This is a genomic window from Geodermatophilus sp. URMC 65 (assembly GCF_053502545.1).
Map to the genome: position 1 here is coordinate 3,576,750 of NZ_CP199954.1, position 25,094 is coordinate 3,601,843.

Sequence of the window (25,094 nt, forward strand, 5' to 3'; positions counted from 1 at the left end):
CGTCCGACCGTGGGCCCATCCGGGCCGTCCACGGCTCCCGCGCAGATGGAGGACCGCCGGCTGTGAGCGCCACGCGCACCGTGCCCACCGCCCCGGGGGCGACCACCCCGGGCCCCGCCGCCCCCGTGCCGGGGTCGGCACCGCGACGGGTCCGGCCGCCGCGCTGGCTCGACCTCCGGCTGGTGCTCGGCGTCCTGCTGGTGCTCGGCTCGGTCCTGCTCGGGGCCCGCGTGGTCGCCGCCGCCGACGCGACGGTGCCCGTGTGGTCGGCCGCGGGCGACCTCGCGGCCGGCACGGTGCTCACCGCCGGGGACCTCGTGGCCGTCGACGTCCGGCTGGACGACGTCGCCGGCGCCTACCTCGCGACCAGCACGCGACCTGACGGCCGGACCCTCGCCCGTGCGGTGCGCAGCGGGGAGCTGCTGCCCCGGACGGCGCTGGAGGAGCCGGCCGAGCTGGTGCAGCTGGCGCTGCCGGTGCAGGCCGGCCACGTGCCGCCGGGGCTGGATCGCGGACAGGTCGTCGACGTCTACGCCGTCGCCGATCCCGCGGCCGGTGCCACCGGGGCCGGTGACGTCAGCGTGGCCCTCGTCGTGGCCGCGGCTCCGGTGCAGGCGATCTCGGGCCGCACGGAGGGGGTGCTGTCGACGGCCACGACCACCGTGCAGGTCGTCGTCTCGGTGCCGGCCGATCGGGCAGCCGCGGTGCTCGGCGCGATCGGTGGCCGCCCCCTGGTCGTCGTCGTGCACGGTTCGGTGGATGGCACCGGCGGTGCGGCGTCGGGCCCGACGACCGCCGCGCCGTCCGTCACACCGTCGACCTCCACGCCCGCGCCGTCGACCTCCGCCCCCGCGGCGACCCCGTCGGCCGCCGCGCCGGCCCGGTCCGCGGCCGGGTCCGCGCCGGCGGCTGGAGCTGCGGGGCCGGCCCCGGGCGTGGCTGTGCCGTCGGCCGCGTCCTCCGCCGCCCCGCCGTCCCAGCAGGGCGCGCAGGCGGGCAGCGTCCCGACGGCCGGGACCCCCTGATGGCGCTGCAGGTCTTCACCGCCGTCACCGGTGCCGGGTGGGAGTCCGCGCTGGTGGGCGCCCTCGACCGGGCCGACCACGGCGTCACCGTCGTCCGCCGGTGCGTGGACGTCTCCGAGCTGCTGGCCGCTGCGGCCACCGGGACCGCGCAGGCCGCGCTCCTGTCGGCCGACCTGCGCCGCCTCGACGGGGACGCCGTCGCCCAGCTGGCGGCGGTCGGCGTGGCCGTCGTGGGACTGGTCGACCCCGGCGACGAGCGCGCCACCGACCGGCTCCACGGCTTGGGGATCGGCCGGGTCCTGCCGGCCGACGCCGAGCCCGAGGCCATCGCCCGGGCCTTGCGCGAGGCGGTGGCCGGGGGGCCGTCCGCCGGCCGGGACATCGCCGACCCGCGGGCCGCCCTGCCCGCGCACGGGCTGCCGGAGCCGGCGCCGGAACGGTCGGCGGGCCGAGGCCGCGTGATCGCGGTCTGGGGTCCGACCGGCGCCCCCGGCCGCACGACGGTCGCCGTGGGGCTCGCCGACGAGGCCGCCCGGCTGGACGTGTCGACCCTGCTCGTCGACGCCGACGTCTACGGAGGCGTGGTGGCCCAGGTGCTCGGCCTGCTCGACGAGTCGCCCGGGCTGGCCGGCGCGGCGCGGCAGGCGGCCGCCGGGACCCTCGACGAGGCGGCGCTCGGCCGGCTGGCCTGGGCGGTGCGCCCGCGGCTGGGCGTCCTGACCGGGCTGGCGCGCGCGGACCGCTGGCCCGAGCTGCGGCCGCACGCCGTGGCCGCCGTCCTGGAGGAGGTGCGCCGCAGCGTCGAGCTCACCGTGGTCGACTGCGCCTTCAGCCTCGAGGAGGACGAGGAGCTGTCCTTCGACACCGCGGCGCCCCGGCGCAACGGCGTGACGCTCACCGTCCTGGAGGCCGCGGACACCGTGCTCTGCGTGAGCGGGGCGGACCCCGTGGCGCTGCAGCGCAGCATCCGGGCCCTCGGCGAGCTGCGCGACGTGCTGCCCGACGTCGAACCGGTCGTGGTCGTCAACCAGGTGCGGCGTGGACCGGTGCCCGGCGACCCCCGCCGCGAGATCGGTGACGCGCTGCAGCGCTTCGCCGGCCGCCAGGTGGGCTTCTTCCTGCCCGCCGACCGTCCCGCCACCGACGCGGCCCTGGCCGATGGACGCGCGTTGGCCGAGGTCGCGCCGAGCTCTCCGCTGCGCACGGAGCTGCGGGCGATGGCCGCCGCGCTCACCGGCGTGCCGGTGCCGGCGTCCGGCCGGGGGCGTCCGCGGCTTCGCCGACGTGCCGGGTGAGACGACGGGCGCCACTGCACGCGGGGCTGTCGGTCTGGCGGTGCCGCGCCGTAGCGTGAGCGCACCGACCGGGAGGAGACCGAAGGTGGAGCGCCTGACCACCCTGGACGCGTCGTTCCTCTACCTCGAGAAGCCGGACAACCCGATGCACGTGGCCGGCGTCCTCGTGCTCGAGCCGCCGGCGGGCGGTCTGGACGCGATCGCCGCTCTGATCGAGGCCCGGCTCCCGCTGGTGCCGCGCTATCGGCAGCGGGTCCTCGAGGTGCCCGGGCACCTGGCCAACCCGGTGTGGGCCGACGACCCGGACTTCGACATCGAGTACCACGTCCGCCGGTCCGCGGTACCCCGGCCGGGGACGCAGGCCCAGCTGCTGGACCTCGTCTCCCGGGTGGTCGCCCGCCCGCTGGACCGGGGGCGGCCGCTGTGGGAGGTCTACCTCGTGGAGGGCCTGGCCGAGGGCCGGGTCGCGGTCATCACGAAGACGCACCCGGCGCTGGTCGACGGACTGGGCACCGTCGACATCGGCCAGGTCCTGCTCGACGACTCGCCGGACGCGACGGTCCCCGCGCCCGGCCCGTGGCGACCCCGCCGGCTGCCCGGCGCGCTGCAGCTGGTCCGCGAGGCCGTGGCGGAGTACGCGGCACGCCCGACGGCGGTCGTCGAGACGGCGCGGCACGCCGTGACCGACGCGCGGGCCACCGGCGCCCGACTGACCAGCGCGGCCGAGGACGCCGTGCGGGCGGCGCGGTCGGCGTTGTTCCCGGCTCCGCACACGCCCCTCGACGCGACGCACGGCAGCCAGCGCCGGGTCGCGGTGGCACGGGTCGATCTCGACGACGTCAAACGGGTCCGCAAGGCACACGGCGGAACGGTCAACGACGTGCTGCTGACCGTGGTGACCGGAGCACTGCGGGACTGGTTGCTGTCGCGGGGGCAGGCCGTCGTGGGGTCGACCTCGGTGCGGGCGTTGGTGCCGGTGTCGGTCCAGGGCGAGGAAGAGGAGGCGTCGGGCAACCGCGTGTCGAGCTACCTGGTCGACCTCCCCGTCGGCGAGCCCAACCCTCGGGTGCGGCTGACGCGGCTGAGCTTCGCGATGCGCGGCGTGAGCCAGCACGGCCGGTCGGTCGGCGCGGACGCGCTCATCGCGCTCACCGGCTTCGCCCCGCCCACGCTGCACGCCCTCGGCGCGCGGGCGGCGCGTGGCCTGTCCCGCCGGATGGCCAACCTGGTGGTCACCAACGTGCCGGGGCCGCAGGTCCCCCTGTACGCCGCCGGCGCCCGGATGCTCGAGGTCTTCCCCGTGGTCCCGCTCGCGCCGGGGCAGGGGCTGTCGGTGGGCATCACCAGCTACGACGGTCGTGTCTTCTTCGGCCTGAACGCCGACCGCGACGGCGTCGGGGACGTCGACGTGCTCGCCGACCTCATCGAGCAGGAGCTCGCCGTCCTGGTCGAGACCGCGGGCTGAGCCGCGGCCCGCGGGGCCGTGGCCGCGCCGGGATACCGTCGTGCGTCCCCTCGGCGCGAAGGAGCCAGCCCGGTGCGTGTGTACCTGCCCGCCACGACCAACGTCCTGCGGACGCTCGTGGACGAGGGGAGCCTGACCGGGCCGCTCACCGCCTTCGCGGTCACCCTGGGCCTGCGCGAGTTCTACGCCCTCAGTGACGCCGGGGCCGACGAGGAGGAGCTCGAGTACGCCGCCCTCCTCGCGGCGGCGCGGGCCAGCCTCCGGCTGGTCGACGTCGACCCCTCCGCCGCTCGACGCCGCGTCGTGCTGGCCGCCGACGTCCCCGACTCCGCGGTCAGCGAGGTCGAGGACCCGGACGCCGACCGCGGTGCCGTCCGCATCACCGGGGACGTCACCCTGGCCGCGGTCGCCAGCGCGCACGTCGACGGTGCGGAGGCCGAGGACGACGTCCGGGCGGCGGTCGGCGTCGTGCTCGAGGCCGACCTCGGCAGTGAGGACGCCCAGTTCGTCGTGGACCAGGCCGAGGGTCACGAGCTCGCCTGGTACGCCACCCAGGAGATCGGGACGCTGCTCGAGCTGCTGTGATCCCGGGACTGGCGGCCGGTTCACCACGCTGCACCGCAGGTTCCGGTGCCCACCGCGGCCGGGACCCGGTCCGGGGGCGGGTCACGACGGGCGACCTGCACCCGCTCGGCCGCACCGGCCACCACCAGCCAGCCCGAGCCGGGGCGTGCGGGGACCGGTGTGCGGGGGAGCCGGATGCCCAGCAGGTCGGCGTCCCCCTGCCCCGGCGACAGCAGCAGGCCGCTGCGTCGCCGCCGCAGCGCGGGCACCGGGCCCCGGTAGGCCGCTGACAGCTCGGCCGCCGTCCCGGCCACGAGGAGGACGACGTCCGACCCGGCCTCGGCCGCGGTGAGCGCGCCGAACACAGCGGAGTCCGCCAGGTCGGCGGAGTCGTCGACGACCACGGCGCCGGGGGTACCGCGCAGCCCGGCGAGCCACTCCTGCCAGCCGGCGAGGTCCGTGGCGGCCAGCCGAGACAGGGCGGGGGTGCTCCCCGCGGAGGCGCGGTCGGGGTCCCGGACGACCTGCAGGACGGCGGCCCCCGCAGCGGCGAGGTGGCGCGCCGAGCACGCCAGCGCCGTGGTCCGTCCGCTACCGGGCGGCCCGGCGACGAGCAGGCCGCCGGTGCGGGCCAGGTCGACGGTCAGCACGCCGCCGTCGTCACCGCCGGGCCCGACCGGCAGCAGCAGCGGGTGCCCGCCGCCGGTCGGCCTGGGCAGCGGCAGGACGGGGGCGGTCGGGAGCTCGGGGATCGACAGCGGACCCCCGTGGCGGGGTGCGCCGAGCCCGGTCCTCGGCAGCTCCCGGGGCAGGACGAGCTGGCACTCCCGGGCCTCCTCCCCGACCAGCGCCCGGCCGGGTGGCCGGTGTCCGGGCACGTCGCGGGCCGGGATGCCGGCGACGGCGTAGTCGGCGCGGTCGGGCAGCGGCAGGACCAGCCGGGTGCCGACGGCGGTGGCCAGCCTGCCGCCCGGGACGGCGCGATCGGCAGTCAGCAGGCACGTCAGCCCGGCCGCCCCGCCGTCCCGGACCAGGCGCAGCAGCGCCACCGACCCCCGGCCGGGATCGGACTCGTCGAGCTGCGTCATGACCGACTCGACGCCGTCGACGAGCAGCAGCAGGTGCGGGCGAGGCCCACCGGGCGGTGCCGCGCGCCGTGCCGCGACCTCCTGCGTCAGCCGGTCCAGCAGCCGCACGGTCCGCAGGGCGTCGTCCCCACCGACCGCGGTGCCGGTGTGCGGGAGGCCGGTCACCGCCGCGGCCAGTCCGCCGCCGCCGTGGTCGAGCACGTGCACGTGCAACCGGTCGGGGCCGAACGCGGTGACCGCCTCGGCGAGCGCGGACCGCAGGAACGTCGTCCGCCCGCTGCGCGGACCGCCGACCGCGAGCCAGCCGCCGGCTCGGTCCAGGTCCAGCTCCAGCGGCTCCTGTGTCTGCGCGTCCGGGCGGTCGAGCAGTCCCAGCCGCAGTCGGGGGCTCGGACCGCCACCCGCGAGGTCCCGCAGGTCCACGGCGGACAGGCGGTCGGGCAGGGCGGGACGCCACGGCCGGTGCGGCCGCGGCAGTCCCGTCTCGTCGGCCCGGCGCGCCAGCTCCGCGGTGAGCCGGGCCAGGTCGCTGGACCCGGCCGGCACCTCCTCCGCCACCAGGACGGGTGCCGGCCAGCCCCACGGCCTAACCTGCGGCCCGGTGTCCCGGACACCGTCCGGCCCGCCGCTGACCCGTGCCGCCTGGAACGGCACGGGCGGGCCGCCACCGGTCCGCAGGTAACCGCGGCCGGGGACGTCGACCGGCAGCACGGCGGCGTGTGCCGAGCCGAGCACGTCGCGGGACTCGGCCTCGTCGGTCGTCCGCAGGCAGATGCGCAGTGTGCAGTTGGCGCGGATCTCCGGGGAGACGACGCCGCCGGGACGCTGGGTCGCCAGCACCAGGTGCACGCCGAGCGAGCGCCCCCGCTGCGCGATGCCGACGAGCCCCGACAGGAAGGCAGGCAGTTCCTCGGCCAGCCCGGCGAACTCGTCCACGACGATCACCAGGCGGGCCAGCTCCACCGACTCGGGCAGGGCCGCCAGGTCGGGGACGCCGTGAGCGGCGAGGAGTGCCTCGCGGCGGGTGAGCTCGGCGGTGAGCGACCGCAGCGCCCGGGCGGTCGTCGCGCCGTCGAGGTCGGTCAGCAGACCCACGGTGTGCGGGAGCTCGGCCGCCTCGGCGAACGCCGCTCCACCCTTGTAGTCGACGAGCAGGAACGAGCACCGGTCTGGCGGGTGGGTCAGCGCCAGGCCGATGATCAGCGTCTGCAGCAGCTCGGACTTGCCCGAACCCGTGGTCCCGGCCACCAGTGCGTGCGGGCCGTGCCGGCACAGGTCGACCGACAGGTCCCCGGTCGCGGTGCGGCCCAGCGTCGCGACCAGCGAGTCGCGCGCCCGGGACCACCCGCCGACCGCGGCGGCCGCCAGGTCGAGCAGTCGGACCTGACGGGGGAGGGCGGCGTCGGAGGCAGCGGGCGCGAGCACGGCCAGGTCGCGCGCCAGCTGTGCGGCGACCCGCCGCGGCAGCCGGTCGACGACCGCCACCGGCTGTTCGCCTGCACCGGACCGGAGCAGGGTCGCCCGCTCGCCGGTCTCGCCGCCGAGCAGCAGGACGGCGTCCCCGAGCCCGGGGAGGTCCGCTGCCGAGGAGCCGCAGCCGAGGACGACGACCCGGACGGGGTGCACGCTGCGCAGCGCGGCCAGCACCCGGGGGCCGACCGGCCGGTCGACCAGCACGGCGACCCAGCCGGGGGCACCGTCCTCTCCGCTCGCCCGCCGGGAGACGAGGGCGGTGAGCCACCGGAGGGTCTCCTCGTCGGCGTCGTCGGCCGGGGGAGCGGTGCGGACGTGCACCGACCCCGCGGCGAGGTGGGGCAGCCACCGCAGCCAGGCCCAGTCGGCCAGCCGGTCGGGTGTGGTGAGCAGGGCCAGCTCCACCTCGCCGGGCGCGTGCAGCGCCGCGAGCTGACCCAGGACGCCGGCGAGGACGCCCACCGCCGGTTCGCGCGGACCGGCGACGCCGAGCCCCCTGGTGGCGGCCAGCTCGACGACGACGGGCAGCCGGTCCGACCACTCCCGGCCACGGGAGCCGTCGGGGTCCACCCGCACCACGCGGGCCTCTCCGGGGCCGGTACCGATCCGCACGGCCAGCGCGTCGGCGTCCCCCCGACGTCGCTGCCAGAGGTCGGTGGACCGGCGGCGGGCCGCGGTGGCCAGGGCGGCCAGGTCCGGGGAGGCGGCCTCGGCCGCGCGCTCGTCGGCGCGGAGGGCGGCTGCCAACCGGTCCTCGGCCTCGGCGAGCTCCCCGGCGTGGGCTGCCCGGGCACGTCGCGTCGTGCGCCGGCCCGACCACCGGTCGGAGAGCCACGTGCCCACCGCCACCACCGGACTGAGCAGGGCGAAGATGAGGAAGTGCGGAGAGTCGAGCGCCCAGGCGAGGGCCACGCCACCGACCGCCGGGAGGGCCATGGCCACCCACGCCAGCCGCCGAGGTGGTGTGGGGGTGGGCGCGACCGGGAGTGCGATCTCGACGTCCTCGCGCGGCTGGTGCAGACGCGGGTGCGGACGCAGCTGCAGCCGTCCACCACCTCCCGGCCGGACGGCGGCGCGAGCGCTGCCCGGTCCCGTCGTCCGCAGCGTGCTCGACCCCAGCCGGAGCAGTGCCGCGGACGGCCACGGCCGCGGCTGCCCGTCGAGGGGCGCGCCGTCCAGCCGGCTGCCGTTGCTGGAGCCGAGGTCGCGGACGGTGAGGTTCCCGGCGCCGACCTCGACGAGCACGTGCCGGCGGGAGACATCGGGGTCGGTCAGCCGGACGGTGGCGTCACTGCTCCGGCCGACGACGTGCCGGCCCCGGTCCAGGGGCAGCGCCGTCCCGGCGTCCGGGCCGCCCACCACGTGCAGTTCCAGCGCGCTGGACCCCGCCGCGGCGCCCGGGCGTGGCCCGGGCCGTCCGAGGCCCAGCAGTGCCCCGTGCAGCAGCGCAGGGTCGGTGAGCGGGAGCTCGGGAGCCAGCCGGGTGCTGCCGGACCAGAGTTCTGCGGACGGCAGGCGCAGCGCGGCGACCAGCGGGGGCAGGACCGCGCCCAGCCGCTCGTCGTCGCAGGCGGAGATCGCCACGTCGAGGGCGCCGCTGGACGTGACGAGGGTCCAGCAGCGGGTGGCGGGGGAGCGGGCGGGCACGTCCCGACCCTGGCCCGAGCGCTCCGCCGCCCGGGGGTCCGCCTCCGGATCTGTGGACGGCGGCGGGGCTGTGGACGACCGGGGTGGGCAGGAGGGGTCGGGCACCTAACGTCCGCCCCGACCGGGAGGGACCCGGACCACGAGGAGGACACGTGAAGGTCGAGATCGCCACCCTGGAGTCGCTGGCCGGGCAGTGCCGCGCCGAGGCCGCCGAGACCACCGCCCGGCACACCACCCTGTCGAGCAGCGTGGACGCCTCGGTGCTCGAGGGGTGGACCGACAGCCAGGCCGCCGCCCGGTTCACCGAGCTCTACGAGCAGTGGCGGCTCAGCGCCCAGGGCGTCAGCGACGCGCTCACCGGCATGGGCGGTCTGCTCAGCAGCGTGGCGGCGTCCTACCAGCAGCACGAGGCGGACATGGCGGCCCGCATCGGTGCGCTGATCTGACCGGGCCCGTAGCCGGCACAGCGCGCGTGCCGGCTCAGTCCGGGAGTGCGGCCCCGGCCGGGGAGACCTCGGCCGGGCGCCCGCTGCCGGTCCGGGCGCGCAGCCGGCGGGTGGCGTCGGGCAGCCGCTCCCACGGCAGGATCGACAGGATCGCGACGCAGTGCGGCAGGAAGATGATCGCCACGCTGGCGTAGACGGACAGGTGGAAGCCGAGCAGGAAGACCACCAGCGCGACCCGTGCGCGGGCCGACCGGACGAGCAGCATGAGCGGTGCGGCGAACTCCAGCGCGAGCATCGCCCACTGGGCGGCCACCAACAGGCCGGGCGTCTCGAGGGTCCAGTCCGACAGCACGGTGCCGCGTCGCACCATGGCCCGGGCCAGCGTGGAGCCGGTGGCCCAGTCCCAGCCGCCGAAGCGCATCTTGGCCCAGGCGGCCAGGAAGTAGGTGAGCATGACGGCGACGAAGACCGCCGCCATGGCCCAGCCGGCCGCTTCCGAGGAGCGCTTGTCGCGCCACCGCACGCGCCCGATGGTGGGCAGCACCGCCAGCGCGACGAGGTAGGCGATCCGGTCGTGGTCCACCTTCCCGTAGCTCATCGCGATGACCATCCACTCGAAGTAGAGGAGGAACACCGCGGTGCCCAGCAGGCGGGGCGCCCGGCCGGTCGCCGCCACCAGGGCGGTCCCGACGAGGGCCCACTGCACGACGAACACGACCGCCGGGGTGGGCGTCGGCAGGGGCAGCAGCCGGCCGATGGTCAGCGGCGCGTACCACTCGGTGGGGACGTCGGCGTGCGCCCGCACCCAGGCCGTGGTCAGGAAGACGTCGATCGGCACGAACAGGTAGGCGATGGTCCGGAACACGGCGACGCGCGCCAGCGGGACGGGCCGGAACCACCAGTCCGACCACCTGCGGTAGCCCGTGGGTGACGGCGCAGCGGCGGTCGCGCCGGCACCGGGGGAGGCGGTCGTGCTCACGGGGTGCCCTCCCGGTCGGTCGCGACGGCGTGGTCGACGAGCACGCCCTCGGTGACCTCGCCGGTGCGCCGGCCGCCGTCGAGTGCGTGCCGCCGCTGCACCACCTGCACCGCCACGAGCGGCTCAGCTGCGGGGTGGCGGTCGGCGTAGGACTCGGCGAGCAGACCCAGCAGCTGCGGCTCCTCGACGAGACGGGACATCTGCCCCTCGAACTCGGCCCGGCGCAGGCCCACCTCACCGCCGGAGAGCCGCACCTCGTCGCCGTCGGCGGTCACGCCCACCACGCTGGTGGAGACCACCGGGCGGTCGGGGTCGGCGCGGGTCGAGTACATCCGGAACGGGCCGAACGGGAACTCGGAGTCGTTGCCCCACAGCGTGCCGCCGAGCAGCAGCGCGAGCACGACGGCGGTGGCGGCGAGCCGGACCCGGCGGCCGGTGGGCGAGAGCGTCAGGACACCGGGCTCCCCGGGGTCCGGAACGGGGGGAGCCGGTACCACGGGCGCATCGTAGGATCGGCGGCCGTCCAGAGGGGTCACCGACGCGTGGTGGGCAGCTGGCCCCCCGGGCGCGGTGGGCCCGTGCCCAGCGACCGGCCGGTGCCCCGATGTCAGCGTCGACACCGCGGAGGCAGCACGTGCAGTTCGGTCGGTACTACGAGGAGTTCGAGGTCGGTGCGGTCTACAAGCACTGGCCGGGCAAGACCGTCACCGAGTACGACGACCACCTGTTCTGCCTCCTCACGATGAACCACCACCCCCTGCACCTGGACACCCACTACGCGGCGGAGACCACCGACTTCGGCAGGAACGTCGTCGTCGGCAACTACGTCTACTCGCTGCTGCTCGGCATGAGCGTCCCGGACGTGTCGGGCAAGGCCATCGCCAACCTGGAGATCGAGTCGCTGCGGCACGTGGCGCCGACCTTCCACGGCGACACCATCTACGGCGAGACGACGGTGCTGGACAAGACCGAGTCGAGGTCGAAGGACGACCGCGGCGTCGTCCACGTCGAGACCATCGGCTACAAGCAGGACGGCACCGTGGTCTGCGTCTTCCGGCGCAAGGTCATGGTGCCCAAGCGCTCCTACGGCGAGGCCCGCGGCGGCGAGCAGCCCGGCCGCCCGGAGCCCAGGCCGCGCAGCTGACCGGCGGGCGTGCTGCCGGGCCGGCTCAGGACGGCAGCACGCCCCAGCCGCGCAGCGTCTCCAGCAGCCGCGGTGTGCAGGTCAGCCGCTCGAGGTCGGCCGCGTCGGCGAAGGTGACGTCGTCCGCGTCGTCGCCGGCCACCGGGACGGCTGCCGGGTCCAGCAGCGTGCAGGCCAGGTCTACGACGTCATAGACGACACCGCGGCCCGGAATCCGCACCCGGCCCACCTCGGCGCCGGCCCGCACCGCCAGGCCGGTCTCCTCGCGCACCTCGCGCTCGACCGCCGCGGCCATCGACTCACCGGGCTCCACCCGGCCGCCGGGCACCGACCACAGCCCGCGGCTGGGCTCGTGACCTCGCCGGATGAGCAGCAGCCGGCCCCGGGCGTCGAGCACCACCGCCCCGACGCAGGCGACCACGGGCAGCGCAGCGTCGGCGGCGGGAGGCACGCCCCGAACGGTACGCACGCACCCCGCAGGGCTCAGCGCTTGACGAACCCGTCCGGTCACAGGACGGTGATGCCCGATGACTGCGACCACGGTCTGTCCCCGCTGCGGCGAACGCGTGGTCGTCCGCCCCGGGAACTCGGCTCAGGCCTGGTGCCACGTGCACGGTGCGGTGACGCCGCTGCACCACACGCTGCTGGTGGCGCACGACGCCATCGCCGCGGTGACCGCCGACGCCCGGGTGCCCGCGTGGGTGCCCGACCCGATGCCGCCGGGCTGGACGGTCACCGGCCTGGCGTGGGGCGGGGAGCCCGGGGCGCGCGCGATCGTCGTGGACTGCGCCGGACCGGCGCCGCTCGGCGGCTCGGCCGAGCTGGTGCTCGTCGCCGAGGAGCCGGGCACCGGCGTCGGCTGCGGGTACGCCGGGCTGCCCGGCCTCGACCCCGGCGACGTCATCAACGGCCCATCGTCGGCCGACGTCGAGGCCGCCGGGCAGCGGGCGCCGCTGTGGGCCGTGCCGACCTCCGACGACCGGGCAGCCTTCGTCGGGGAGGCCTACGGCGTCTGGTTGTGGCTGGTCATGTGGCCGATGTCGGCCGCGTGGCTGCTCGCCGAGCGACTGACGCTGCTCGACCTGCGCGAGCGGCTCTACCCCGACCTGCCGCTCGGTCCGCCCAGCGAGCACCTCCTGCCCGGGCCGTGACGGATCGGACCGACCCGCATCCCCGGCGGCGTGTCCCGGGTGGGGGCCCTGTGCCGTGTGTTACGCATGGGGCTCGCCGTGCGGGCGCCCCCGTCCGCGCGTCCGTCCGACAGCCACCGCGGAGGTGACGGTGAAGAAGGTCCTCACCTGGCTGGCGCTCGCCTTCGTCGTCTTCTACGTCATCTCGGCGCCCGAGAGCTCCGCCGACTTCGTCCGCACCGCCGGCCACGCCCTCGGCGACGCGGCATCCTCGCTGGCCGAGTTCTTCGACTCCCTCGCCTAGGCCGGCGTGGGCGGCCCGGCGACACCACCTCCCGACGGCCGCCGGCCGCGGTGGAGCAAGGACGCCGACAAGTACCTGCTCCCGCACGAGAAGCCGCCCGTCATCGCCACCCGCCGGCACTGGGCAGTGCTCATCGTCCCGGTGGCCAAGGCGTTGCCGGTCCTGGCCGTCGGCCTGGGGCTGATGGTGCTCGACCCGGAGAACCGGGTCACCGCCAGCGTCGGTCTCATCGTGCTGGTCGGTGCCCTGGGGTACCTGGTGCTGCGGATCGGCGAGTGGTGGATGCGGCACTTCATCGTCACCAACCGCCGGGTGCTGCTGACCACCGGGATCATCGTCCGGACCGTGGCCCTGCTGCCGCTGCGCCGCATCACCGACCTCACGTACAAGGAGACGCTGCTCGGCCAGCTGCTCGGCTACGGCACGTTCCGCTTCGAGTCGGCCGGCCAGCAGCAGGCGCTCTCGGAGATCACCTACCTGCCGCGGGCCGGCGTGCTCTACCGCGACGTGAGCGACCTGCTGTTCGGCGGCAACGGTGCGGACAAGGGGGACGACGAGGGCGAGGCCGAGCCGTCACCGCGGCAGCCGCGCCGGCCGTCGCCCCAGTCGTCGGACCGCCCCGCGCGGGACGCCCCCACCGACGGACGGCGGGACACCCAGCCGATCCCGCCGCTGCCGCCGCGGCGTCCCCGCTCGCCGCGGGTGGCCGGCCGCAGGATGCGGCAGGCTGGGCGCTGATGCGGATCGACCTGCACACGCACTCGTCGGTGTCCGACGGCACCGACAGTCCCGCCGAGCTGCTCACCGCGGCGCGGGAGGCGGGCCTGGACGTCGTCGCGCTCACCGACCACGACACCACCGCAGGCTGGGCCGAGGCCGAGCGGACCCGCCCCGAGGGGCTGACCGTCGTCCCGGGGATGGAGCTGTCCTGCCGCTGGTTCCCGGCGCAGGCGCCGCCGATCAGCGTGCACCTGCTGGCCTACCTGTTCGACCCCGAGCACTCAGGCCTGGCCGCGGAGCGGGCGCGGCTGCGCGAGGAGCGGCTCGGTCGCGGCGAGCGGATCGTCGCCGGGCTCGCCGGGGCCGGGCACCCGGTCGTCTGGGACGAGATCGTCGAGCGCGCCGGCGGCGGGGTGGTGGGACGGCCACACGTGGCCCGCGCGCTGGTGGAGGCCGGCGTCGTCGACTCGGTCGACCAGGCCTTCGCCACGCTGCTGCACCACCGCAGCCCCTTCTACGTCGCCAAGGCCGACACCGACGTGCTCGACGGCATCGCCCTCGTGCGTGCGGCCGGCGGGGTGCCGGTGTTCGCCCACGGCCTGGCCACCCGGCGCGGCCGGGTGGTCGGCGACGAGGCGATCGCGGCGATGTCCGAGGCCGGGCTGCTCGGCCTGGAGGTCGACCACCCCGACCACGACCCGGACGAGCGCGCCCACATGCGGGGACTGGCCGGCGAGCTCGGGCTGCTGGTCACCGGCTCCAGCGACTACCACGGCAACAACAAGACGACCCCGATCGCCGCCTGCACGACCGCGCCGGACCAGTACGAGGCGCTGCTGGCCGCCGGGACGGGCGCCGTGCCGTTCCCCGGGACCGGCGGCACCGCCGGTTAGCGTGACCGGCGTGGGAGGCGCACAGCTGGAGATGCCCGGCATGCCGCGGCGACTGTTCCCGGCGACGCCGAGCAAGCTGGCCGCCTTCAGCGACTGCCCGCGCCGCTACCGGCACGCCTACGTCGACCGGCCCACCCCGCCCAAGGGCCCGGCGTGGGCGCACAACAGCGTCGGCTCGGCGGTGCACGCCGCGCTGCGCTCGTGGTGGGAGCTGCCGCTGCCGAAGCGCACGCCGGCCGCGGCCCGACAGCTGCTGTACGGGGTCTGGTCGACCGCGGGCTTCCGCGACGCCGAGCAGTCCGAACGGTGGCGCGCCCGGGCCGCGGGCTGGCTGACCGACTACGTGAGCGGCCTCGACCCCGCCGACGAGCCGGTCGGCACCGAGCGGCAGGTGGCCGCCACCACCGAGCGGCTGGCGTTGTCCGGCCGGGTCGACCGGATCGACCAGCGCGGCGACGAGCTGGTCGTCGTCGACTACAAGACCGGCCGCTCGGTCTGCACCGACGACGAGGCCCGCGGGTCACCCGCGCTGGCCGCGTACGTGCTGGGCGTGCGTCGCACCCTGCACCGGCCGTGCAGCCGGGTCGAGCTGCACCACCTGCCGTCGGGCACGGTGGCCGCCTTCGACCACACCGACCGGTCGCTGGCCAACCACGTCCGCCGGGCGGAGGACGTCGCCGCCGACATCGCCGCGGCGACCGCGGCTGTCGACGGCGGGGAGGACCCGGACGTCGCGTTCCCCGCGGTCCCCGGCCGGCAGTGCGGCTGGTGCGACTTCCGGCCCAGCTGCGCGGTCGGCCAGGCGGCCACCCCGCCGCGGGAGACGTGGAGCTTCCTCGCCGAGGAGGCGACCGCCGGCGCCTGAGAAAGGACCCCCTTGCCTCCCACCGCTGGCAAGCTCGTGGCGGGACCCCGCAAGGGGGCCGGGGTCCTTTCCTCGAGGGGGGGAGGACGGGGTCCTCCTTCAGGCGGTGCGCGGCTCGGCCGAGGCGACGCGCTCCCGGGCCGCCCGCACGATGGGCGACTCCCGGATCTGTGCCGGCACCGCCAGCGCCGCGTGGCGGAACGCCCGCACGGCGGCGGTCGCGGCGGTGTCGGTCAGGCCGTAGCCCGGCAGTCCGTACAGCCGGCGCGCCCACCGGGGCAGCGTCGCGGCACCCATGGCGGCCAGGGTGCTCCACGCGGGCCGTGCAGGGGTCAGCAGCTGCACCCACCCGGGCATCGGGGGCACCAGGACGAAGCGCGAGGCGTCCCGTGCCGCCGGGGTGACCGCCAGCTCGGGGCGGGTGCGCTGCAGGTAGACATCGAGCCCGGCCACGCTCGCCGGCACGTCGTCGGCCTCGCAGCCGATGAGCACCGCGGCGACCACCTGCTCGGCGACGTAGCGGTCGGCCTCCTCGTCGGTCAGCGGCACCCCGGCGCGGCGGGCCACCGACAGCAGCGAGTCGACCTCGCAGCAGTGCACCCACAGCAGCAGGTCGGGGTCGTCGACGGCGTAGCTGCGGCCGGTGGTTCCCTCGACCGCCGTGTTGCCGCGGTGCATCCCGCGCACCCGGCGCACCGAGCGCAGCGCGTCCCGGCGGGTGCCGAAGGTCAGCGTGGCCACGTACTCGGCCGTGCGGGTCAGTCGCGCCCACGGATCGTCGGTGAAGGCGGTGGAGAAGCGCGCGACGCCGTCCATCGCCACCGGGTGCAGGGCCTGCAGCAGCAGCGCCCGGATGCCACCGACGGAGAAGGCGGGGTCGGCGTGGATGCGCCAGCTGACGCTGTCGGGGCCGAAGAAGCCGAGCAGGTCCTCCTCGGCGGTGAAGTCACGGATCGACGGCGTCGGGTTCACCGCAGCGCCCCGGCGTCCTCGGCGGAGCGGCCGGCAGCGGGGACCGAGGCCCAGAAACCCAGCAGGACCTCCACCGTGCGGGCCGGGTTCTCGATGGCGGGGGAGTGGATCGCGCCCGGGATGACCTCGTGCCGGGCGCCGAGCCGGTGCGCCATGTCCTCCTGGACGGCCGGTGTCCACGCGTCGTCCGCCACCCCGTGCGCCACCAGCACCGGGACGCCGGTGGCCGCGAGCTCGGCGACCCGGTCGGGCTCGCGGGTCATCGCGTCGGCCATGCCGCGCAGGCCCGCCGCGCTGTTGGCGAGGAACCGCCGGGACAGGAACGCGCGGGTCGGCTCGGGCACCTGCTGCGCCTTCGGGTCGGTCATCGCCAGCTGCTCGAGCGTCTCGTGCACCAGCGGCACGCCCCCGGCGTCCAGCAGCGGGGTCAGGTGCTCGAGCAGCTCCGCCCGGGCGCCGCCCAGCCGGGACGGACCGGAGCCGAGCAGGGTGAGGCTGGTGAACGCCGCGGGCTCGGCCAGGACGGCGGCCCGGCTGACCAGCCCGCCGAAGGAGTGCCCGAGCAGGTGCAGCGTGCCGGCGCCCTCGGCGCGCAGCTGCCGGGCGACGGCGACCAGGTCCTGGCCCAGTTCGGCGACCGAGTAGCGGGCCGGGTCGTCGGGGCCGGGGGACTCGAACTGGCCGCGCTGGTCGAGCGCGACGACCCGGTGGCCGGCGGCGCACAGCGGACGCAGCAGCGGTGCGAAGTCCTCCTTGCTCCCGGTGAAGCCCGGGACGAGCAGGACGGTGCCGCGCTCGCCGTCGCCCCCGGTGTCCAGCGCCGTCAGCGGACCGGCGCCGCCGTCGAACGTGCGGTGCCGGGCGTCGTGGTCGGCGAGCTGGCGGAGGTCGTCGGGGGCGATCGAGAGAGGAGCGCGGTCGTCCGGGCCGCCGGGCATCACCATGCCCACCAGTCAACCTCGGCGGCGGCCCCCCTGCAGTCGAAGGACCCCGTCCTCCCCGCCCGTCGCGAGCTCAGGGCGGTGCCCTGGACGGGGCCGAGGGCGAAGTGCTCCTTCAGTGGTGGGCGAGAACCTGGTCGGGCAGCTGGTGGACGACGACCGGGCCGGCCACGGTGAGCAGCCCGCCGGCCGGCAGCGGTGGGGTCTGCACGCGCTGCAGCTCCTCGCCGGTCGCGAGGTCGCGGAGGACGACGACGTCGCCCTCGGGCACCGGCACCGACGTCCCCGCGGCGAGCAGCGCCCGGTCGACGGTGCTGACGGGCAGGCCGGTGGCCGGCGTGCGCCAGGACACCGCACCGGTGCCCTGGTCGACGACGGTGAGCGTGCCGTCGGCCCACACGAGCGCGCTGGTACCGACCGCGGTCACCAGCACCTCGCTGGCGGCGGTGTCGTCGGGGGACGTGGCGACGGGTGTGCCCACCGGGGCACCGTCGGCACCGGCGAGCAGCTGCACGCCGTCGTCCCCGCTGACGACGACCGCCTGCTCGACGCCGGCCAGCGCCGTCCCCTCCGCCGTGTCGCGGGTCCACCGCGGGGTGCCGTCGTAGCCGTCGAGCAGGCGCACCCGCGTCGACCCGCCGCACTGCTCGAGGACGGCGACGCCGGCCCCGCCGACGTCCCCGTCGGCGAACGTGCAGCCCTCCTCCGGGGCGGCTCGCCAGCGGATGCTGTCGCCGACCGGGTCGAGGGTGAGGACACCGGTCGGGCTGGTGGCCAGCACGATGCCCTCGGTGCTGGTGAGGACCGCGTCGGGGCGCAGGTCGAGATTGCGGGTCCAGAGCCGCACGCCGGTGTCGACCGACAGCGCGACCGCCTCGTCGCAGCGGTCCTCGGTCCCGGAGACGGCCACGATGCGGCCGCCGACGAGGGTCCAGTCGCAGAGCCGGGCGTTGGCGCGGGTGTAGTGCCAGGCCTCCTCGCCGGTGACCACGTCGAGCACGCGCACCCCGTGCTCGTCGCCGACGACGACGCGGCCACCGTCCACGGTCGCCCGGGTCGCACCGCCGGACGCCGTGGTCGGCGCGGTCCAGGCGGCGGAGACGGCACCGGCCGGCGTCCCGCTGGGGACGTCGGCCGGTGCTGCGGTGGTGCTGTCGGTGGCCGCCGCGTCGGAGCCCCGCCAGAGCGCAGCGGCGACGGCCACCAGTGCGAGGGTGGCCGCCGTCCACACCCACACCCGCAGCGGCGGACGCATCATCGGCGGGCTGACCTCCTGCAGGAGGGCACGGCGGCCCTGTTGCAGGGTCCCGCCGCGAGCTTGCGAACGGTGGGGGGCAAGGGGGTTCCTCAGGCGGCGGGCTCGGCCGAGCTGCGACCGGACCCGCCGCGGCGGCGCCGACGGCGCTTGCGGGCCGCGCCCTCGCCGGACGCGGCGCCCTCACCGGAGGACACCTCGACGGGCGCGTCGGTCGCGGCAGCGGCACCGGTCGCGGCCCCACCGCCGCTCCGCGTGCGCCGGCGCGGGCGGCTCTTGCGGGCCGCGGCCGGCTCCTCGCCGTCCGACCGGGCCGGCCCGTGGCCGCCGCCGGAGCGGGTGCGCTTGCCGGTCTCGCCGAGGTCCTCGAGGGTCTCGGCGTCCAGACCCTCGCGGGTGCGCTGCGCGCGGGGCAGCCGGCCGGTCGCGCCCTCGGGCACGTCCAGGTCGCTGTAGACCCACGGCGAGGTGGAGTAGGTCTCCGGCGGGTCGGTGAACTCCAGGTCCAGCGCCTTGTTGATCAGCTGCCACCGCGGGATGTCGTCCCAGTCGACGAGCGTGACCGCGACGCCGGTGCTGCCGGCGCGGCCGGTGCGGCCGATCCGGTGCACGTAGGTCTTCTCGTCCTCGGGGCACTGGTAGTTCACGACGTGGCTGACGCCGGTGACGTCGATGCCACGGGCGGCGACGTCGGTGGCGACCAGGACGTCGACCTTGCCGCTGCGGAACGCGCGCAGCGCCTGCTCGCGGGCGCCCTGGCCCAGGTCGCCGTGCACGGCGGCGGCGGCGAAGCCGCGCTCGACCAGCTCGTCGGCGACCTTCTGCGCGGTGCGCTTGGTGCGGCAGAAGACCATGACCAGGCCGCGGTCGCGGGACTGCAGCACCCGGGACAGCAGCTCGGGCTTGTCCAGGTTGTGCGCCCGGTAGACGAACTGGGTGGTCTGCGGGACCGTCGAGCCCTCGTCGTTGCCGTGCGCCCGGATGTGGGTCGGCTGGGTCATGAACGACCGCGACAGCGTCACGATCGGGCCGGGCATCGTCGCCGAGAACAGCATGGTCTGCCGCTGCTCCGGGACCATCGCGAGGATCCGCTCGATGTCGGGCAGGAAGCCCAGGTCCAGCATCTCGTCGGCCTCGTCGAGGACCAGCACGCGGACCTTGCCCAGGATCAGGTGGCCCTGCTGCGCCAGGTCCAGCAGCCGGCCGGGCGTGCCGACGACGACCTCGACGCCGCTCTGCAGCGCCTGCACCTGCGGCTCGAAGGCCCGGCCGCCGTAGATGGCCTGGACGCGGACGCCGCGCTTGGCACCGGCGGTGGCCAGGTCGCGGGCGACCTGCACGCACAGCTCACGGGTGGGGACGACGACCAGCGCCTGCGGCACGCCGTCGCCGCCCTCGGCGGCGGGGACGACCCGCTGCAGCAGCGGGACGCCGAAGCCGAGGGTCTTGCCGGTGCCGGTGCGCGCCTGGCCGATCAGGTCGTTGCCGGCCAGGGCCAGCGGGAGGGTGAGCTCCTGGATGGCGAAGGTCCGGGTGATGCCGACCTCGGCCAGCGCCGCGATGACGTCGGGGTGGACGTCGAAGTCGCTGAACAGCGGGGCGTCGTCGGCGACGGGGGCGCCGCCGAGGGCCTCGACGGTCTGCTCGACCTGCTCGGGAGCCGGCGCGCCGGTCTCGGCGTGGTCGATGTCGGGTGTGGTGGGGGTGTTCTCGGTGGAGGTCAGTGCTCTCGCCTCTGGTCTGCTGGGGGACCGGCTCCGGGGCGCGCTCGCGCCGCTCCGCAGCCGTCCCGGTCGGGTGTCGCGGGATCAGTTCCAGCGCCGACGCGGCCAGCAGGGACCGGGCCGCACCTCGGTGTCGGCCCAGGAGGAGACCCCTCGGGGCGTCGTCTCCAGCGGTCGTCAGCGCACAGATACACAGCGAACCGGAGGGCTCGCCGATTCCCAGTCTAACGCGCGCGGCGGTTAGCCTCCCTCCGCCGCGCTGTCCGGACCCCCCGTGCCACCCGTCCGGGGCAGTCGCCGACCGTCCCACCGACCCCGGGAGCCGCCAGTGGACACCGTCGACGAGCAGGCCGTCATCGACCTGCTGGGCGTGTTGTCCTACGCCGAGCTGACCGCGTTCGACCGGCTGGCCGAGGACGCCCGGCTGGCGCCCACCTTGGACGGCCGGGCCGCGCTGGCGCAGATGGCCGCCGCGGAGATCGACCACCACCGCCGGCTGACCGCGCGCCTCACCGAGCTCGGCGCCGAGCCGACCGCGGCGATGATCCCGTTCGTCCCCGCGCTCGACGCCTTCCACGAGAGCACCCGGCCGCGGACCTGGCTGGAGGGCCTGGTCAAGGCCTACGTCGGGGACGGGCTGGCCTCGGAGTTCTACCGGGAGATCGCCGGCTTCCTGCCCGACCCCGACCGCGGCTTGATCCTCGACGTCCTCGCCGACACCGGGCACGCCGACTTCGCCGTCCGTGAGGTGCGGGCGGCCATCGCCACCGACCGCACGCTCTCCGGCCGACTGGCCCTGTGGGGACGGCGGCTGGTGGGGGAGGCGATGCGGCAGGCGCAGGCGGTCATCGCCGAGCGCGACCAGCTCGCCGAGCTGATCCTCGAGGGCACCGGGGACCTGTCCGGCATCGGGCGGCTGATCGAGCGCATCACCACCGCGCACACCGAGCGGATGAAGACCCTCGGCCTCAACCCCTGACACGACGACGGGGCGCCCCCGCTGCTGCGGGGGCGCCCCGTCGGGACGTGCGGGTGCCCGTCAGGCGCCGGCGATGAAGCCCACGCGCCGCTGGTCGGCCTGCGCGATCTCCACGTAGGCGATGCGGTCGACGGGCACGAGCACCCGACGTCCCCGCTCGTCGACCAGGGTCAGCAGGCCGTCCTTGGTCGCGCCGGACATGGCCCTCGCCACCTCGGTCGCGATCTCGTCGGGGGACTGGGGGCTGTCGATGACCAGCTCCCGGGGGGAGTGTTGGACACCGATCTTGACTTCCACGGGGGATGCCTCCTCAGAGTTGCGCGGCTGTTCCCCACGCTAGTGCAGCCGACGAGCCGCCGACCTGCGGTGCAGGTGCGCCGTCAGCGAACGAGGCCCCGCTGCCGGCCCCGTCCAGGGCACCGCCCCGAGTGTGCGAGGGGTGGGGAGGACGGGGTCCTTCCATGGTGGGGCAGCGGGGTCCCTTCTTCAGCGCGGTGTGCCCTCGCCGCCCTCGACCCGCGGGAAGCCGGAGATGCCGCGCCAGGCCAGCGCCGTCAGGAGGGCCACCGCCTCGTCGCGGGAGACGGTGCCCTTGCGGGGCAGCCACCAGCGGGCGCTGGTCTCGGACAGCCCGGTCAGGCCCGAGGCCAGCAGCAGGGCCCGCTCGCGGTCCAGGCCGGTGTCGGCGGCGATGACCTCGCCGATGGCCTCCACGCACGCCCGGTGCCCGCGGTCGGCGAGCTCGCGGACGTCGTCGTCGTTGTTGAGGTCGGACTCGAAGACCAGCCGGAACGCGGCGCCGTCGGCGTTGATGAAGTCGAAGTAGGCGCCGACTGCCCCGTTGACGCGGGTGCGGTTGTCGTCGGTGCCCTCCATCGCCTCGCGCACGCGGTCGGTCAGCAGGGTGACCTGCTGCTCCAGCAGTGCCAGGTACAGCTCCCGCTTGCCGGGGAAGTGCTGGTAGAGCACCGGCTTGCTGACCCCGGCCCGGTCGGCGATCTCGTCCATCGCCGCGGCGTGGAAGCCGTTGGCGACGAACACCTCCTGCGCGGCCTGCAGCAGCTGCGCCCGGCGGGCGCCCCGCGGCAGGCGGGACGAACGGCGGACGGGCGCAGGAGCTGGGCGGGATGGGTGCATGGCGGGCAGATGTTACCGACCGGTCACCCGGTCGCGCGCCGTCGTGCGCGCTGACCTACCGTCGGCCGGGTGCCCGAGGGTCCCGCAACCCCCATCGCCCCGGAGAGCCGCTCGGCCCGGCTGTCGACGGTCGCGCTGCCCAGCGCCGATGCCGTCCCGCCGCCGTGGCCGGGCGAGCAGGTCGCCGTCCGCGGGGGAGAGGTGTTCGTCCGGCGGACGCCGTGGACCGGCCCGGTGGACGGCTCCCGCGAGGGTGCGCCGCAGGAGCGGGCGCTCTACGTGCACGGGCTGGGTGGTACCTCGACGAACTGGACCGACCTGGCCGCGCTGCTCGCCGTCCGCTTCGACGGCTGGGCCCTCGACCTGCCCGGCTTCGGTCGCTCGCAGCCACCGGCCCGCACCTCCTACTCGGTGCGCGGGCACGTGGCGGCGGTCGTCGACGTCCTGGAGCGGATCGTCGCCGAGCCCGGGGAGGCCGCCGGACGGCCGGTGCACCTGCTGGGCAACTCCCTCGGCGGCCTGGTCGCGCTGTTCGTCGCCGCCAGCCGCCCCGACCTGGTGGCCACGCTGACGCTCGTGTCGCCGGCGATGCCGGTCTACCGCGTGCCCAGCGCCTTCAACCGCACCCTGCTGCTGCTCCTGCTGCCCGGCGTCCCCGCGCTGGCCGAGCGCCGGCTCTCCGGCGTGACGCCCGAGCAGCAGGTCCGGGGCATGGTGCAGATGTGCTTCGGCGACCCGCGCCGGGTGCCCAGGGTGCGGCTGGAGCAGGCGCTGGAGGAGATGCGCGAGCGCGCCGAGCAGCCGTGGGCGACGCAGGCGCTGACCCGGAGCATGCGCGGCCTGATCACCTCCTACCTGCGGGTGGGCCCGCGCAACGCCTGGCGGCTGGCCCGGTCGCTGCGCCCGCCGACGCTGGTCGTCTGGGGCGACCGCGACCGGCTCGTCGACCCGGCGCTCGCACCGCGGCTGGCCGACGCCGTCCCCGACGCGCGGTTGCAGGTCCTCGAGGGGGTCGGGCACGTCGCCATGCTCGAGGCGCCCGAGCCGACGGCGCGGGCAGTGCTGGCGCTGGCCGAGGACGCCGCCGAGGCGGTCCTGGACCCCGGCGACCGGGTCCGGGCCTCCTGACCCAGCCGCGTACACGCCGTCACCGCACGGTCTCCGCCGGGACCGCCGGGGCGTGAGAGCCTGCTGGGGTGAGTCCCGCGGACGCCTCTCCCGGCCGCGGACCGAACGGGCGCACCCGACCGGCTCCGGACGCCGACCCGCCCGGTCGTCCTGCGCACGCCGTGGACCCCGTGCGCGGGCTGCCGCGCGTGCCCCCGCCCGCAGCCCGCCGCGCCCAGCCGCACGAGTCCCCGCGGTTCGCCGACACCAACCCGGTCGTGACGCGGGAGGGGTCCCCGAGCCGCACGGACCGTCCGCAGGGCCGCCGTCCCGCGGCGACCGGTCCCGCGCCCGGTCGGGGACCGGACGCGCCGCGCACCGGCGGCACCCGCGTCGTCGTCCGCGACCGCACCCGGTCGGGACCCCCGAGCGGCGGAGGCGGCCGGTTCCGCCGCTTCGTGACCCGCTGGGGATGGCGCGCCTACGCCATCCCGCTGCTCGCCCTCGCCACCGTGGTCACCCTCGTCGACCTGGTGCTCAGCGACACCGGCACGACCGGGTCGGCCACCGCTGCGCCGGAGCCGTCCGTCGCCGCCGTGGCCCCGGGCGCCGTCGGGCCCGAGACCTCGGCGACGCCCACCGGGACGCCCACGGCGCCGGTCGAGGTCGACGCCGCACCGATCGAGGCCCCGGAGACCGCGATGGGAGCCCCCGGCTTCGTCCAGCGGGGCGCGGGCAGCGTGACCGTCGTCCCCGGCAGCTCGCAGGTCTACGGCACCGGACCGCTCCAGCGCTTCGTCGTCGAGGTCGAGGACGGCATCGAGGTGGACGGGCCCTCGTTCGCCGCTGCGGTCGAGGAGACGCTGGGCGACCCGCGCTCGTGGGGCAACGGCGGGCGGATGTCGTTCCAGCGGGTGGGCGAGGCCGCGGCCGGGGACTTCGCGTTCAGGGTCACCCTGATCAGCCCCGGCAACATGGAGCGGTACTGCCCGGGCGTGGGCACCGGCGGCTACACCTCCTGCCGGTACGGCGACCGCGCCGTCATCAACCTGGCCCGCTGGGCGACCGCCGTCCCCGACTACCAGGGCGACATCCCCACCTACCGGCACTACGTGGTCAACCACGAGGTGGGCCACGCCCTCGGCAACGGCCACCAGGAGTGCCCCGGTCCCGGCCGGCCGGCCCCCGTCATGCAGCAGCAGACCCTCGGGCTCGAGGGCTGCGCCAAGAACGCCTGGCCGTACCCCTGACACGGTCGGCCCACCGGCCGGCACCGCCACACGTGCGCGTCCGCGCGCCCGTCCCCGGGTAGCGGGCGGGCATGGACGCAATCTCGTTCGGCAAGGCCGGTCTGCAGGGCTGGCGTGCGAAGCTGGCCGACGCGGTGGCCGATCCGGTCGCCCGCAACTCCGGTCTCACCGACGACCAGGTGAGGGCAGCCGTCGGCGCTGCCTTCTTCGTGCTCTCGGTCGTCTACGTGGGCCAGACGCTCAAGCGGCTGGCCACCAGGAGCTGAGGCCCGGGCGCCTCGTCCCACCCCCTGCTGCGCTGAGCGCCTCCCGCGCACTGGTCGGCCACCGTCAGTCGTCCGACACGGGGAGGCCGACGGCCACGACGGCGTTAGTGGTGGGGCCCCGGCCGCCAGGACGGCGTCCTGCACCCGGGTCACGACCTCGTCGGGCGTCGCGCACTCGACGAGGAGGCCGAGAGCCGGTCCGGCGGCAGGACGGCGTGTAGCGAGTCCTTGGTGCTCCTCGTCCCCGGTGGGGGGTCCACCGGTGCCGGCAGCCTCGTCCCTGCCCTCGGGGGAGGGTCGACCGGCAGGAGCCGACGACGGTGTGCGCTGGTGCGCACGTCCCGCCGTCGGATCTGCGCCTCCACGCAGACCGTCGGGTGCGACAGCCCGCCCTGCCGTGGGAATCGTCCTGCGTGCCAGGCTGT

General features: G+C 76.4%; 25 protein-coding genes. 15 read left to right on the forward strand and 10 right to left on the reverse strand.

The window, feature by feature from the left end; genetic code table 11:
• The first annotated feature begins 62 nt into the window (after positions 1-62).
• The 4 genes from ACWIX7_RS17390 (at position 63) to ACWIX7_RS17405 (ending at position 4,370) form a co-directional block, all read left to right on the forward strand.
• The gene (locus ACWIX7_RS17390; RefSeq protein WP_448617679.1) at positions 63-1,025 is read left to right on the forward strand and encodes an SAF domain-containing protein; all 963 of its coding nucleotides are present in this window, start codon (positions 63-65) and stop codon (positions 1,023-1,025) included.
• A complete protein-coding gene (locus ACWIX7_RS17395) occupies positions 1,025-2,320 on the forward strand; it encodes an AAA family ATPase (protein ID WP_448617680.1) in 1,296 nt (431 codons plus the stop codon). Before ACWIX7_RS17390 ends, ACWIX7_RS17395 begins: the two co-directional genes overlap by 1 nt.
• An 85-nt stretch (positions 2,321-2,405) precedes the next feature.
• Positions 2,406-3,785, forward strand: a complete 1,380-nt coding sequence (locus ACWIX7_RS17400) for a WS/DGAT/MGAT family O-acyltransferase (protein ID WP_448617681.1) — start codon at positions 2,406-2,408, stop codon at positions 3,783-3,785.
• A gap of 72 nt (positions 3,786-3,857) precedes the next feature.
• Positions 3,858-4,370 carry a DUF6912 family protein gene (locus ACWIX7_RS17405; RefSeq protein WP_448617682.1) on the forward strand — a complete coding sequence of 171 codons (513 nt, stop codon included), beginning with the start codon at positions 3,858-3,860 and terminating at the stop codon, positions 4,368-4,370.
• Positions 4,371-4,390: 20 nt separating this feature from the next.
• Here ACWIX7_RS17405 and ACWIX7_RS17410 read toward each other — a convergent pair whose 3' ends face one another.
• On the reverse strand, positions 4,391-8,557 hold the full coding sequence (locus ACWIX7_RS17410) for an FtsK/SpoIIIE domain-containing protein (protein ID WP_448617683.1): 4,167 nt from the start codon (positions 8,555-8,557) through the stop codon (positions 4,391-4,393).
• 152 nt (positions 8,558-8,709) lie between these two features.
• Between ACWIX7_RS17410 and ACWIX7_RS17415 the strand changes: the two genes are divergently transcribed.
• Positions 8,710-9,003 carry a WXG100 family type VII secretion target gene (locus ACWIX7_RS17415; RefSeq protein WP_448617684.1) on the forward strand — a complete coding sequence of 98 codons (294 nt, stop codon included), beginning with the start codon at positions 8,710-8,712 and terminating at the stop codon, positions 9,001-9,003.
• 34 nt (positions 9,004-9,037) lie between these two features.
• Here ACWIX7_RS17415 and ACWIX7_RS17420 read toward each other — a convergent pair whose 3' ends face one another.
• Positions 9,038-9,982, reverse strand: a complete 945-nt coding sequence (locus ACWIX7_RS17420) for an HTTM domain-containing protein (protein WP_448617685.1) — start codon at positions 9,980-9,982, stop codon at positions 9,038-9,040.
• Positions 9,979-10,479 (reverse strand): hypothetical protein, encoded by a 501-nt coding sequence (locus ACWIX7_RS17425; protein WP_448617686.1) that lies wholly within the window; start codon positions 10,477-10,479, stop codon positions 9,979-9,981. Before ACWIX7_RS17425 ends, ACWIX7_RS17420 begins: the two co-directional genes overlap by 4 nt.
• A 137-nt stretch (positions 10,480-10,616) precedes the next feature.
• On the opposite strand from ACWIX7_RS17425, the gene ACWIX7_RS17430 reads away from it, so the two are divergent.
• Entirely contained in the window at positions 10,617-11,126 is a 510-nt protein-coding gene (locus tag ACWIX7_RS17430; protein WP_448617687.1) for a MaoC family dehydratase, read from the forward strand.
• A 25-nt stretch (positions 11,127-11,151) separates the two neighbouring features.
• Here ACWIX7_RS17430 and ACWIX7_RS17435 read toward each other — a convergent pair whose 3' ends face one another.
• Positions 11,152-11,577: an NUDIX domain-containing protein gene (locus tag ACWIX7_RS17435; protein WP_448617688.1), complete on the reverse strand. Its 426-nt coding sequence runs from the start codon at positions 11,575-11,577 to the stop codon at positions 11,152-11,154.
• Between the two features lie 76 nt (positions 11,578-11,653).
• Between ACWIX7_RS17435 and ACWIX7_RS17440 the strand changes: the two genes are divergently transcribed.
• From ACWIX7_RS17440 to ACWIX7_RS17460, 5 genes are all read left to right on the forward strand, one after another.
• Positions 11,654-12,277 (forward strand): DUF6758 family protein, encoded by a 624-nt coding sequence (locus tag ACWIX7_RS17440; protein ID WP_448617689.1) that lies wholly within the window; start codon positions 11,654-11,656, stop codon positions 12,275-12,277.
• A 130-nt stretch (positions 12,278-12,407) separates the two neighbouring features.
• The gene (locus tag ACWIX7_RS17445; protein ID WP_448617690.1) at positions 12,408-12,560 is read left to right on the forward strand and encodes a hypothetical protein; all 153 of its coding nucleotides are present in this window, start codon (positions 12,408-12,410) and stop codon (positions 12,558-12,560) included.
• A gap of 6 nt (positions 12,561-12,566) precedes the next feature.
• Complete coding sequence (locus tag ACWIX7_RS17450; RefSeq protein ID WP_448617691.1) at positions 12,567-13,298, forward strand: PH domain-containing protein; 732 nt, start codon at positions 12,567-12,569, stop codon at positions 13,296-13,298.
• On the forward strand, positions 13,298-14,173 hold the full coding sequence (locus ACWIX7_RS17455) for a PHP domain-containing protein (RefSeq protein WP_448617692.1): 876 nt from the start codon (positions 13,298-13,300) through the stop codon (positions 14,171-14,173). Before ACWIX7_RS17450 ends, ACWIX7_RS17455 begins: the two co-directional genes overlap by 1 nt.
• A gap of 10 nt (positions 14,174-14,183) precedes the next feature.
• A complete protein-coding gene (locus ACWIX7_RS17460; RefSeq protein ID WP_448617693.1) occupies positions 14,184-15,038 on the forward strand; it encodes a RecB family exonuclease in 855 nt (284 codons plus the stop codon).
• A 99-nt stretch (positions 15,039-15,137) separates the two neighbouring features.
• On the opposite strand, the gene ACWIX7_RS17465 is transcribed toward ACWIX7_RS17460, so the two are convergent.
• From ACWIX7_RS17465 to ACWIX7_RS17480, 4 genes are all read right to left on the reverse strand, one after another.
• A complete protein-coding gene (locus tag ACWIX7_RS17465) occupies positions 15,138-16,010 on the reverse strand; it encodes an oxygenase MpaB family protein (RefSeq protein ID WP_448617694.1) in 873 nt (290 codons plus the stop codon).
• On the reverse strand, positions 16,007-16,954 hold the full coding sequence (locus tag ACWIX7_RS17470) for an alpha/beta fold hydrolase (RefSeq protein WP_448622163.1): 948 nt from the start codon (positions 16,952-16,954) through the stop codon (positions 16,007-16,009). The genes ACWIX7_RS17465 and ACWIX7_RS17470 overlap by 4 nt, the downstream gene beginning before the upstream one ends.
• A 112-nt stretch (positions 16,955-17,066) precedes the next feature.
• Positions 17,067-18,209, reverse strand: coding sequence for an outer membrane protein assembly factor BamB family protein (locus ACWIX7_RS17475; RefSeq protein ID WP_448617695.1), 1,143 nt, complete (start codon positions 18,207-18,209; stop codon positions 17,067-17,069).
• Positions 18,210-18,298: 89 nt separating this feature from the next.
• The gene (locus ACWIX7_RS17480) at positions 18,299-19,801 is read right to left on the reverse strand and encodes a DEAD/DEAH box helicase (RefSeq protein WP_448622164.1); all 1,503 of its coding nucleotides are present in this window, start codon (positions 19,799-19,801) and stop codon (positions 18,299-18,301) included.
• A 457-nt stretch (positions 19,802-20,258) separates the two neighbouring features.
• On the opposite strand from ACWIX7_RS17480, the gene ACWIX7_RS17485 reads away from it, so the two are divergent.
• The gene (locus tag ACWIX7_RS17485; RefSeq protein WP_448617696.1) at positions 20,259-20,909 is read left to right on the forward strand and encodes a ferritin-like fold-containing protein; all 651 of its coding nucleotides are present in this window, start codon (positions 20,259-20,261) and stop codon (positions 20,907-20,909) included.
• Positions 20,910-20,969: 60 nt separating this feature from the next.
• On the opposite strand, the gene ACWIX7_RS17490 is transcribed toward ACWIX7_RS17485, so the two are convergent.
• Both ACWIX7_RS17490 and ACWIX7_RS17495 read right to left on the reverse strand, forming a co-directional pair.
• A complete protein-coding gene (locus tag ACWIX7_RS17490; RefSeq protein WP_448617697.1) occupies positions 20,970-21,206 on the reverse strand; it encodes a DUF3107 domain-containing protein in 237 nt (78 codons plus the stop codon).
• Positions 21,207-21,395: 189 nt separating this feature from the next.
• Positions 21,396-22,046, reverse strand: coding sequence for a TetR/AcrR family transcriptional regulator (locus ACWIX7_RS17495; RefSeq protein ID WP_448617698.1), 651 nt, complete (start codon positions 22,044-22,046; stop codon positions 21,396-21,398).
• Between the two features lie 69 nt (positions 22,047-22,115).
• Between ACWIX7_RS17495 and ACWIX7_RS17500 the strand changes: the two genes are divergently transcribed.
• From ACWIX7_RS17500 to ACWIX7_RS17510, 3 genes are all read left to right on the forward strand, one after another.
• A complete protein-coding gene (locus ACWIX7_RS17500; RefSeq protein WP_448617699.1) occupies positions 22,116-23,174 on the forward strand; it encodes an alpha/beta fold hydrolase in 1,059 nt (352 codons plus the stop codon).
• A 188-nt stretch (positions 23,175-23,362) separates the two neighbouring features.
• The gene (locus ACWIX7_RS17505; RefSeq protein WP_448617700.1) at positions 23,363-24,403 is read left to right on the forward strand and encodes a DUF3152 domain-containing protein; all 1,041 of its coding nucleotides are present in this window, start codon (positions 23,363-23,365) and stop codon (positions 24,401-24,403) included.
• 71 nt (positions 24,404-24,474) lie between these two features.
• Positions 24,475-24,669 (forward strand): hypothetical protein, encoded by a 195-nt coding sequence (locus tag ACWIX7_RS17510; RefSeq protein ID WP_448617701.1) that lies wholly within the window; start codon positions 24,475-24,477, stop codon positions 24,667-24,669.
• The last annotated feature ends 425 nt before the right edge of the window (positions 24,670-25,094 follow it).

Coding starts and splice junctions, on each gene's coding strand:
- ACWIX7_RS17395 (WP_448617680.1), top strand. CDS start 1,025: ATGGCGCTGCAGGTCTTCACCGCCGTCACCGGTGCCGGGTGGGAGTCC.
- ACWIX7_RS17440 (WP_448617689.1), top strand. CDS start 11,654: ATGACTGCGACCACGGTCTGTCCCCGCTGCGGCGAACGCGTGGTCGTC.
- ACWIX7_RS17455 (WP_448617692.1), top strand. CDS start 13,298: ATGCGGATCGACCTGCACACGCACTCGTCGGTGTCCGACGGCACCGAC.
- ACWIX7_RS17470 (WP_448622163.1), bottom strand. CDS start 16,954: ATGGTGATGCCCGGCGGCCCGGACGACCGCGCTCCTCTCTCGATCGCC.
- ACWIX7_RS17475 (WP_448617695.1), bottom strand. CDS start 18,209: ATGATGCGTCCGCCGCTGCGGGTGTGGGTGTGGACGGCGGCCACCCTC.
- ACWIX7_RS17495 (WP_448617698.1), bottom strand. CDS start 22,046: ATGCACCCATCCCGCCCAGCTCCTGCGCCCGTCCGCCGTTCGTCCCGC.
- ACWIX7_RS17510 (WP_448617701.1), top strand. CDS start 24,475: ATGGACGCAATCTCGTTCGGCAAGGCCGGTCTGCAGGGCTGGCGTGCG.